Below are 1,385 nucleotides of genomic sequence, written 5' to 3'. Positions count from 1 at the left end.
GCCCTCGCGGCCGAGGCCCGTCGCCGCATCGAGCAGGGCACCGGTCCGGCCACGGCCGTGACCGAGGCGGTCGCCGGCTTCGCTGCGACCTTCGCGGCCGCCGGGGGATACCTGGCCGAGCGGGTCACCGACCTGCACAGCGTGCGTGACCGCGTCGTCGCGCGGCTCCTGGACGCCCCTGACCCGGGGCTGCCCGCCCTGGACCGGCCGAGCGTCGTCGTCGCGGTCGACCTGTCGCCCGCCGACACCGCGGCCCTGGACCTCGACATGGTCGCCGCGATCCTCACCGAGGAGGGTGGGCCGACGGGGCACACCGCGATCATCGCTGGCCAGCTCGGCCTGCCCTGCGTGGTGCGGGCGGCGGGCGTCACCGACCTGACCGACGGCACCCTCGTCGCGGTCGACGCCGCTGCCGGGACCATCACCCCCGAGCCCGACGCCGCGCTGCAGGAGTCCTTCCGGCTGCGCGCCGAGCGGTCCGCCGCCCTCGACGCCGACGAGGCTCCCGGAGCCACGGCCGACGGTCACGAGGTCGCGCTCCTCGCCAACATCGGCACCGTCGAGGACGCCACGCGTGCCGGGGGCACCGCCGCGCAGGGGGTAGGCCTGTTCCGCACCGAGGTGCTCTTCCTCGGGCGGCAGACGGCACCGACCCTCGAGGAGCAGGTCACCGCCTACCGCGCCGCGCTGGATGCGCTGGGCGACCGGAAGGTCGTCGTCCGCACCCTCGACGCCGGGGCGGACAAGCCCCTGGCCTTCGCCCAGCAGGGCACCGAGGAGAACCCGGCTCTGGGTGTACGCGGCTACCGCCTCGCACGGACCCTGCCCGAGGTGGTCGGCACCCAGCTCGACGCCCTCGGCCAGGTGGCCCGCGGCCTACCGGAGGCCGAGCGGGACCGCCTGTGGGTCATGGCCCCGATGGTCGCGACCCCGGCCGAGGCCCGTGAGGTGGCCGAGCGTGCCCGCGCCGCGGGGATCACCCGGGTGGGCGTCATGGTCGAGATCCCGGCCGCTGCCCTGCGTGCCGAGCAGATCCTCGCCGAGGTGGACTTCGTCTCCCTGGGCACCAACGACCTCGCCCAGTACACGATGGCCACGGACAGGCTGCGCGGCGAGCTCGCCGACCTGCTCGACCCCTGGCAGCCGGCCGTGCTCGAGCTGGTCGCCGCCACGGCCCGCGGTGGACGCCAGGCCGACAAGCCGGTCGGGGTGTGCGGGGAGTCCGCCGGGGACCCGGTCATGGCCCTGGTGCTCGCGGGGCTCGGCGTCACGAGCCTGTCGATGTCACCCGGGAGCCTGGCGGCTGCGCGCCTCACCCTGCGGCGGCACACCCTCGCCGAGTGCGAGGCCATCGCTGCGGCCGCCCTCGGCGCACCTGACGCGGA

At 76.2% G+C, this 1,385-nt stretch carries 1 protein-coding gene; it reads left to right on the top strand.

Annotation, left to right across the window (positions count from 1 at the left end; all coding sequences use genetic code 11):
• On the top strand, window positions 1-1,385 hold a 1,385-nt coding region (locus tag L0B03_RS17945; protein WP_250448382.1), incomplete at both ends, for a putative PEP-binding protein.

Source organism: Actinotalea sp. C106 (assembly GCF_023630195.1).
Lineage (GTDB): Bacteria > Actinomycetota > Actinomycetes > Actinomycetales > Cellulomonadaceae > Actinotalea.
This window is presented reverse-complemented; position numbering and strand designations above follow the sequence as displayed.